This is a genomic window from Dietzia sp. UBA5065 (assembly GCA_002415925.1).
GTDB lineage: Bacteria > Actinomycetota > Actinomycetes > Mycobacteriales > Mycobacteriaceae > Dietzia.
On sequence record DIAZ01000177.1, the window covers coordinates 29,543 to 38,095 of the forward strand.

Below are 8,553 nucleotides of genomic sequence, written 5' to 3' on the forward strand. Positions count from 1 at the left end.
CGGCAGGTCACTTGCGCACCCGCCGCTCCTTGACGCGCACGTTCACACGGACGGGAGAACCGTCGAAGCCGAAGGTCTCGCGCAGGCGCCGCTCGAGGAACCGACGGTAGCCCGCCTCGAGGAACCCGGTGGAGAAGAACACGAACGTGGGCGGCCGGGTGGTGGCCTGCGTGCAGAACCGGATGCGGGGCAGTCGCCCGCCGCGCATCGGTGGTGGGGTCGCGGCCACGACCTCCGCCATCCACGTGTTGAGCGGTCCGGTGGGGATGCGCTTGTCCCACGACTCCAGCGCGGCGTCCATCGCCGGGACCAGCTTGGCGAGCGCGCGCCCTGTCGTCGCGGAGATGTTGACCCGGTGCGCCCAGCTCAGGATCTTCGACAGCTCCCTGTCGATCTCCTTGTCCAGGTCGTACCGCCGGTCCTCGTCCACGAGGTCCCACTTGTTGAACGCGATCACCAGTGCGCGCCCTGCGTCGGCGACCATCGAGATGACCCGCAGGTCCTGCTCGGTGATCGGCTCGGACGCGTCCAGGAGCAGGACCACCACCTCGGCGGCCTCGATGGCACCCCGGGTCCGGAGTGAGGCGTAGTACTCGTGCCCGTAGGCCTGGTTGACCTTGCGTCGCAGTCCGGCGGTGTCCACGAACCGCCACTCCCGCCCTCCGAGCTCGACGAGCGAGTCCACGGGGTCGACGGTGGTGCCGGCCACGTTGTCGACCACCGACCGCTCCTCCCCGGTGAGCTTGTTGAGCAGGCTCGACTTGCCCACGTTGGGCTTGCCGACCAGCGCCACCCGCCGCGGCGCCTCGGTGGTCTCGCGCATCCTCGCCTTGGTCGGCAACTGCCGGAGGATCTCGTCGAGCAGGTCGGCGGTCCCGCGGCCGTGGGCGGCGGAGATCGCGTAGGGCTGATCCAGGCCGAGCCCCCAGAACTCGGCCGCCTCCAGTTCCGCCTTGTCGCTGTCCACCTTGTTGACCGCGAGGATCACGGGCGTGGCGGCGCGGCGCAGGCTCCTGGCCACCGTCTCGTCGGCGGCGGTGATGCCGACGGTCCCGTCGCACACCAGGACGATGAGGTCGGCGGTACCCATGGCGATCTCGGCCTGCTGCGCGATGGACCGGTGCAGCCCCTTTGCGTCCTGCTCCCACCCTCCGGTGTCCTGCACCATGAAGGTCCGGCCGTTCCACAGCGCCTCGTAGGAGACGCGGTCGCGGGTCACGCCGGGGACGTCCTCCACCACCGCCTCGCGGCGTCCGATGATGCGGTTGACCAGGGTGGATTTGCCCACGTTGGGGCGGCCGACGATCGCCACGGTGGGCAGGATCTCCACGCCGTCGACCTCGGCACCGATCTCGTCGGCCCACTCGTCGGCCACGGCGTCCCAGTCGGTGTCGTCGTTCCAGCCGTCCTCGACGGTCTCCTCGCCGGGCCCGGTGGGCAGGTCGAAGTCGGGATGTCCCTCGGTGGTCGCCATCATGCGTTCCCTTCTGCGGTGTCGCTGCGCGACGCGTCGGTGCTGTCGGCGAGTGCGACCAGCCGGTCGAGCACCTCGTCGAGGGTGAGGGTCGAGGTGTCGACCACTGTGGCGTCGGCGGCCGGCCGGAGAGGACTCGCCGCACGCGTGGAGTCCTTGCGGTCCCGCTCGATCACGGCGGCCAGCACCTCGGCGTAGTCGGCGTCCCGGCCCGCCGCCAGGTCCTGCTCCGTGCGGCGGCGGGCCCGGATCTCCGGGCTCGCCGTGAGGTAGACCTTCACCTCGGCGTCCGGGAGCACGACGGTGCCGATGTCGCGCCCCTCGAGCACGACGGTGCCGCCGCCCGAGGCCAGGCGCCGCTGCACCCCCACCAGGGTGGCCCGGACCTCCGGCACGGCGGAGACCGCCGAGACGGCGCCGGTGACGCGGGCGGAGCGGATCTCCTCGCTCACGTCCTCGCCACCCAGCAGGATCCTCTCGGAGCCCGCATCGGTCCCGATCTCCATCGGCAGGTCCGCCGAGGCCGCGATGACCGCCGCGGAGTCGTCCGGGTCCACCCCGGCGCGCAGCACCTGCAGGGTGGCCACGCGGTACATGGCCCCGGTGTCGAGGTAGGCCCCGCCGAGGCGCTCGGCGAGCAACCGCGCGAGCGTGGACTTGCCGGTACCGGCGGGACCGTCGATGGCGATCCGGCGCGTCGGCGTGGACGAGCTCACAGGCCCACCGCCCCGTACAGGTCCGAGACCTCTTTGCGGTTGAGCTTGCGGAAGGTCCCCGCGCGCTGGTCACCCAGGGCGACCGCACCGAACCGGATCCGCACGAGCGACTCGACGGGGTGACCGACCTCGTCGAGGAGCCGACGCACGATGTGCTTGCGCCCCTCGTGGAGCACGACCTTGACCAACGAACGCCCCTCGTGGACGTCGACGATCGAGAACTGGTCGACCTTGGCCGGGCCGTCCTCCAGCTCCACCCCGTCACGGAGCCTCCTGCCCACGCCCTTGCCCACCACCCCGGTCACGGTGGCCATGTACGTCTTGGACACCTCGTAGGACGGGTGCATCAGGCGGTGGGAGAGCTCGCCGTCGTTGGTCACCAGGAGCAGGCCCTCCGTGTCGGCGTCCAACCGCCCCACGTGGAAGAGCCGCTGCCCGGAATCGACCCGGTCCGCGACGAGGTCTCCCACGCAGGGCCGACCCCTCTCGTCGGACATGGTGGTGTGGTAGCCGCGGGGCTTGTTCAGGGCGAGGTAGACCAGGTCGTCGTCGAGCACGATCCGGGTGCCGTCGACGCGGATCACGGCGGTGGCGGGGTCGACCTTGATCCCCATCTCGCGCACGATCTTCCCGTTGACCTCCACCCGCCCGCGGGCGATGAGGTCCTCCGAGGCCCGGCGGGAGGCGATTCCGGCCTGGGCCAGGATCTTCTGGAGGCGGACCGGTGCGCCGTCTCGGCCAGCGGACTCTGTCATGGGTTCGTCACATCTCTTCGTCGTCGTCAGGAGTGGGGTCGGGCGCGGTGTTCCTGCGCCGCCCCACGGGTATCCGCGGATCGTCCGCGGGATCGTCGCTCATCTCGTCGACCAGGTCGACGTCCGGCAGCAGCGGAGCGATGTCCGGGAGCTCGTCGAGCGACGTGAGCCCCAATCTTTCCAGAAATAGCTCCGTGGTCCTATACAGCATGCCCCCGGTGTCCGGGTCGGTGCCGCATTCCACCGTCAGGCCGCGGGCCACGAGGGTCCGCATGACGCCGTCCACGTTGACCCCACGGACCGCCGCGATCCGCGAGCGGGTGACCGGCTGGCGGTAGGCGATCACCGCGAGGGTCTCGAGAGCGGCCCGCGTGAGCGTGGAGCGGGTCCCGTCGGTGAGGAGCCGTTCGACATAGGGGGCGAGCTCTCGACGGGTGTAGAGCCGCCACCCCTCGTCGGTCCGGCGCAGGTCGATTCCGCTGCCCGCCGCGGTGAGATCGTCCCGCCATCCCCGCAGCTCGGCGCCGACCTCCCCGGCCGTCGACCCGGCCGCCGCCGCCAGCGCCCCCTCGCCGGTCGGCTGGTCCACGACCAGCAGGAGCGCCTCCAGCCTGGCCCGCAACGGTGGTTCTGAGGGCTCTGCCGCCTCGTCGTCGTCCCCGATCGGTCCCACACCGCCCCCGTCGCCGTTCACGTCGTCGCCCGTCCTCACGTCCATTCGTCCCTTCCGCGCGTCACCTCGGTGGCGTCCTCGCCGGTCCAGCTCACCAACAGGTCGCCGAGCGCCTCGTCCTGGGCGAGCGACACGGCGCGCGCCCTGTACAACTCCAGGAGCGCGAGGAACCTGGCGACGACGACGAGGGAGTCGTCGCACCCGGAGACCAGCTCCCGGAAATCCACCCAGTGGCCCCTGCCCCGGAACCTCAAGAGCTCGAGGACGCGGCCGGCCTGCTCGGGAACCGAGACGACGGGGGCGTGGACGTGCCCCACCCCCACCTCCTCCAGCGGCCGGGGCCGGAAGGCCACCGCGGCGATGGTGGCGAACTGCCCGGGGTCCACGCCCAGGTCGACCTCGGGCAACAGATCGAGGAACTCGTCGTCCGGGCCCGCCGTCCGCGGGAACGAGTGCCGGGCGGTCCGGTCGAGCTCGGCGAAGAGTTCCGCCACCCGGCGGAACGCCCGGAACTGCAGGAGCCTGGCGAAGAGCATGTCCCGGGCCTGCAACAGGGCCAGGTCCTCGGGATCCTGCACCTCGCCGGATGGCACGAGCCGCGCGGTCTTGAGGTCGAGCAACGTCGCGGCCACCACCAGGAACTCGGTCACCTCCTCGAGGTCGGCCCCCTCCCCCAGCTGGCGGGTGTGGGCGATGAACTCGTCGGTGACGGCGTGGATGGCCACCTCGGTCACGTCGAGCCGCCGGGAGTCGATCAGCTTGAGGAGCAGGTCGAACGGGCCGGTGAAGTTGGTCAGGTGGACGGTGAACGCCCGCGAATCCGGCACCTCGTCCACGGGAGTGCTCACCTGCCGCGCTGGATGACCTCGCGAGCGAGCGCGCGGTAGGCCTGCGCACCCGCCGACCTGGGCGCCCACGTGGTGATGGGCTCACCGGCGACGGTGGTCTCGGGGAACCTCACCGTGCGGGTGACGAGGGTGTCGAACACCTTGTCCCCGAACACCTCCACCACCCGGCTGAGCACGTCGCGCGCATGGACGGTACGGCGGTCGAACATGGTGATGAGGATTCCGGTGAGGTGCAGGCGCGGGTTGATGCGGTCGCGCACCTTCTCGATCGTGTCCGTCAGCAGCGCCAGCCCGCGCAGGGAGAAGTACTCGCACTCCATCGGGATGAGCACCCCGTCCGAGCAGGCCAGCGCGTTGACGGTGAGGAGCCCCAGGGACGGCTGGCAGTCGATCAGGACGTAGTCGTACCGGTCCAGCACCGGGTACAGGGCGCGACCGAGTGCCTGCTCCCGCCCGACCTCGTTGACCAGCTGGATCTCCGCCGCCGACAGGTCGATGTTGGCGGGGATGAGGTCCACGCCCTCGACCCGGGTCCGGACCAGGACCTCCTCGGTGGAGACCGTGTTGTCCACCAGGAGGTTGTACACGGTCATGTCGAGCTGGTGGTGGGGTATGCCGAGCCCGGCCGACAGCGCACCCTGCGGGTCGAGGTCCACCACCAGGACCCTCCGGCCGTACTCTGCCAGGGCTGCGGCCAGGTTGATCGTGCTGGTGGTCTTGCCGACGCCACCCTTCTGGTTGCACATCGACAGGACGGTGGCCGGCCCGTGGGTGGACAGGGGCTGCGGCTCGGGGATCGCGGAGAATCCTCCGCCGGCCGCCGGGTCGTCGGCTCCCAGGAGTTCCGCGCGGGAGAACAACGCGGGATCCATCACCCCAGTGTCCTTCGCCACCCGCGTCTCCCTTCGCCGCCGTTTCGCCCGTCAGGGCCGTACCCCCGGTCACGTTACCGTGCCCGGGGGTGACACTCCGTCCAGACCTCGCGCAGCGTGTCGACGGTGACGAGGGTGTACACCTGCGTCGTGGTGACCGAGGCGTGCCCGAGCAGCTCCTGGACCACCCGGATGTCCGCCCCTCCGTCGAGGAGATGGGTGGCGAAGGAGTGCCGGAACGAGTGCGGCGAGACGTCCGAGCCCACTCCCGCGCGCCCGGCCGCGACGCCGACCACGTTCCACAGGGTCTGGCGCGTGATCCGGCCCCCGCGGGTGTTGAGGAACAACGCCGGGCCCCCGCGGATCGCCAGCGCGGGGCGGGCCCGCACGAGATACGCGCCGACCGCGTCGCACGCCGGGCGGCCGACCGGGACCACCCGTTCCTTGCCTCCCTTGCCGCGGAGGATGACCGTGCCGCCCTCGGGATGGTCGAGGCCGTCGAGGTCGTCCACGTCCAGACCGACGAGTTCGGCCGCCCGCGCCCCGGTGGCGTAGAGGAGTTCGAGCATCGCGCGATCGCGGAGTCTGCCCGGGTCCGTGTCGACGTCGGAGCCGCCGGCCGCCTCGATCACCGAGACCATCTGGTCCACCGGCAGCGCCCTGGGAAGCCGCCGGGGCGGGCGCGGCGGGGTGACGGACGCCGCCGCGTCGACAGCGGTGATGCCGTCCCTGGTGGAGAACCGGTGCAGGCCGCGCACGGCGGCGAGTGCCCTGGCGACCGACCCGGGCGCGAGCGCCCGCCGACCGGTGTCGGGATCCGCCGTGGCGAGGCGGGCCCGGAACCCCTCGACGTGGGACTCGGTCACCGCGCCGAGGTCGCCGATCCCCGATTCCGCGAGGTAGTCGCGGTATTTCTCGAGGTCACGCCGGTACGCGGCGAGCGTGTGGACCGAGGCGCCCCTCTCGACGGCGAGGTGGTCGAGATAGCCACGGATCTGGGTCGCGGCGCCGCCGACCGACGTCATCGTGGCGGGGCCCCGTCAGGACCGGGCGATCGCCTCGCGCGCGGCGAGGATCCCGGCCACGGCGATGCCGTTGACGATCCGGCCGTCGAGCACGGCGTCCACGGCCTCGGCGAAGGGCATCCGCACCACCTCCATGTCGGCCTCCTCGTGTTCCGCGGCGGGGCGGGCGACCTCTCGGAGCCCGGTGGCCAGGAACACGTGGACCCGCTCGGTGCAGAATCCCGGCGACGGGACGATCGAGATCACCGGCCGCCAGGACTCCGCCTCGAGTCCGGTCTCCTCGACCAGTTCGCGACGCGCGGTCTCCACCGGCTCCTCGCCGGCCACGTCGCACAGGCCGGCGGGAAGCTCCAGCAGCCGCTCACCCACCGCGTGACGGTACTGCCGCACCAGGGTGATCCCGCCCTGCTCGTCCAGCGCGATCACCGCGACCGCGTCGTCGTGTCCGGCGATCTCCCTGTCCGCGGTGCCCCCACCGGGCATCGTCAGGGTGTCCACGCGCAGCCGCACCACGCGGCCGTCGTAGATCTCGCGGCTGGCGAGCGTCCGGTAGTCGTGCGACCCGGGCGCGCCGGACCCCGACACGCCGGTCAGCTCCCGTCCGTCCGGACGTCGGAGGTCAGTTCCGGGTCCGCCTCGCCGCTCCTGGACGTCCCGGAGCGGGATCCCCCACCGCCGGCGGGGTCGGCATCGGACCGATCCGCGCGCCACGGCTCGACCGGCAGGCGCATCTCGTTCTCGTAGTCCAGCGCGGCCCTGATGAACGCCGCGAACAGGGGGTGCGGTCGGGTCGGGCGCGACTTGTACTCCGGGTGCGCCTGGGTGGCGACGAAGAACGGGTGCTGTTCCGGCGGGTACTCGACGAACTCCACGAGGTTACCGTCCGGCGACGTGCCCGAGAAGCGCAGCCCGGACTCGGCGATCTTGTCGCGGTAGGCGTTGTTCACCTCGAACCGGTGGCGGTGGCGTTCCGAGATCTCGGTGGCCCCGTACGCCTCGGCCACCACGGACCCCTTGGTGAGCACCGCCGGGTAGGCACCGAGACGCATGGTCCCACCGAGATCGGCGTGACCCGCGACCGCGTCGACCTGGTCGGCCATCGTGGAGATCACCGGGTACCGGGTGTCGGGCTCGAACTCCGTCGACGACGCCCCCTCGAGGCCCACGGAGCGGGCGGCCTCGATCACCGAACACTGCAGCCCCAGGCACAGGCCGAGGAGCGGGATGCGGTTCTTCCGCGACCACGAGATCGCTCCCAGCTTGCCCTCGATCCCGCGGATGCCGAACCCCCCGGGGATCAGCATGCCGTCGACTCCGCGCAGCGCCTCCCTGGCCCCGGCCTCGGTGGCGCACGCGTCGGACTCGACCCAACGGATGTTCACCCGCGCCCGGTGCGCGAACCCGCCGGCGCGCAGGGCCTCGGTGACCGAGAGGTAGGCGTCGGGCAGGTCGATGTACTTGCCGACCAGTGCGATCTCGACCTCCTCGCGCGGCTCGTGCACGCGCTGCAGCAGGTCGCCCCAGACCGTCCAGTCCACGTCGCGGAACGGGAGACTGAGCTTGCGGATGACATGGGTGTCGAGGTGCTCGTTGAAGAGGACCTTGGGGATGTCGTAGATGCTGGGGGCGTCGGGAGTGGACACGACCCCCTCCAGGTCCACGTCGCACATGAGCGCGATCTTGGCCTTGAGCCCGTCCGGGACCTCACGGTCGCACCGCAGCACCAGTCCGTCGGGGACGATGCCGATCGACCGGAGCGCGGCCACCGAGTGCTGGGTCGGCTTGGTCTTGAGTTCCCCCGACGGAGCGAGGTACGGCACCAGGGAGACGTGCAGGAAGAAGATGTTCTCCCGGCCCACCTCGTGGCGGACCTGCCGGCAGGCCTCGAGGAACGGCTGGGACTCGATGTCCCCCACCGTGCCGCCGACCTCGGTGATCACCACGTCGGGACGACGCCCCTGCTCGTCGGGCGCGCTCATCGCGATGATGCGCTCCTTGATGGCGTCGGTGATGTGCGGGATCACCTGGACCGTGTCGCCGAGGTACTCGCCGCGGCGCTCCTTGGCGATCACCGCCGAGTACACCTGGCCGGTGGTGACGTTGGCGTTGGCGCTCAGGTCGCGATCGAGGAACCGCTCGTAGTGACCCAGGTCGAGGTCCGCTTCCGCCCCGTCCTCGGTGACGAACACC

Annotated in this window: 9 protein-coding genes; all 9 read right to left on the reverse strand. The window is 71.4% G+C overall.

Going from position 1 to position 8,553, the window contains the following annotated elements; all coding sequences use genetic code 11:
- Positions 1 to 7: 7 nt before the first annotated feature.
- Positions 8 to 1,477 carry a ribosome biogenesis GTPase Der gene (gene der, locus B4M60_RS14665; protein WP_291085676.1) on the reverse strand — a complete coding sequence of 490 codons (1,470 nt, stop codon included), beginning with the start codon at positions 1,475 to 1,477 and terminating at the stop codon, positions 8 to 10.
- On the reverse strand, positions 1,474 to 2,190 hold the full coding sequence (cmk, locus tag B4M60_RS14670) for a (d)CMP kinase (RefSeq protein WP_291085679.1): 717 nt from the start codon (positions 2,188 to 2,190) through the stop codon (positions 1,474 to 1,476). The genes der and cmk overlap by 4 nt, the downstream gene beginning before the upstream one ends.
- On the reverse strand, positions 2,187 to 2,945 hold the full coding sequence (locus B4M60_RS14675) for a pseudouridine synthase (protein WP_349679633.1): 759 nt from the start codon (positions 2,943 to 2,945) through the stop codon (positions 2,187 to 2,189). The genes cmk and B4M60_RS14675 overlap by 4 nt, the downstream gene beginning before the upstream one ends.
- 7 nt (positions 2,946 to 2,952) lie before the next feature.
- Positions 2,953 to 3,663, reverse strand: coding sequence for an SMC-Scp complex subunit ScpB (gene scpB, locus B4M60_RS14680; protein WP_291085682.1), 711 nt, complete (start codon positions 3,661 to 3,663; stop codon positions 2,953 to 2,955).
- A complete protein-coding gene (locus tag B4M60_RS14685) occupies positions 3,654 to 4,466 on the reverse strand; it encodes a segregation and condensation protein A (RefSeq protein ID WP_291085684.1) in 813 nt (270 codons plus the stop codon). The genes scpB and B4M60_RS14685 overlap by 10 nt, the downstream gene beginning before the upstream one ends.
- Entirely contained in the window at positions 4,463 to 5,338 is an 876-nt protein-coding gene (locus tag B4M60_RS14690) for a ParA family protein (RefSeq protein WP_291085734.1), read from the reverse strand. The genes B4M60_RS14685 and B4M60_RS14690 overlap by 4 nt, the downstream gene beginning before the upstream one ends.
- Positions 5,339 to 5,412: 74 nt before the next feature.
- Positions 5,413 to 6,363, reverse strand: coding sequence for a tyrosine recombinase (locus B4M60_RS14695; RefSeq protein WP_291085688.1), 951 nt, complete (start codon positions 6,361 to 6,363; stop codon positions 5,413 to 5,415).
- A 15-nt stretch (positions 6,364 to 6,378) separates the two neighbouring features.
- The gene (locus B4M60_RS14700) at positions 6,379 to 6,948 is read right to left on the reverse strand and encodes an NUDIX domain-containing protein (protein WP_291085690.1); all 570 of its coding nucleotides are present in this window, start codon (positions 6,946 to 6,948) and stop codon (positions 6,379 to 6,381) included.
- Positions 6,949 to 6,953: 5 nt separating this feature from the next.
- Positions 6,954 to 8,553 (reverse strand): CTP synthase (locus tag B4M60_RS14705; protein ID WP_291085693.1); only part of this gene is annotated, 1,600 nt, incomplete at its 5' end.

Bases quoted from the DNA above. Each gene is read 5' to 3' on its own strand.
- scpB (WP_291085682.1), bottom strand. From the start codon at position 3,663: ATGGACGTGAGGACGGGCGACGACGTGAACGGCGACGGGGGCGGTGTG.
- B4M60_RS14690 (WP_291085734.1), bottom strand. From the start codon at position 5,338: ATGGATCCCGCGTTGTTCTCCCGCGCGGAACTCCTGGGAGCCGACGAC.
- der (WP_291085676.1), bottom strand. From the start codon at position 1,477: ATGATGGCGACCACCGAGGGACATCCCGACTTCGACCTGCCCACCGGG.
- B4M60_RS14675 (WP_349679633.1), bottom strand. From the start codon at position 2,945: ATGACAGAGTCCGCTGGCCGAGACGGCGCACCGGTCCGCCTCCAGAAG.
- B4M60_RS14695 (WP_291085688.1), bottom strand. From the start codon at position 6,363: ATGACGTCGGTCGGCGGCGCCGCGACCCAGATCCGTGGCTATCTCGAC.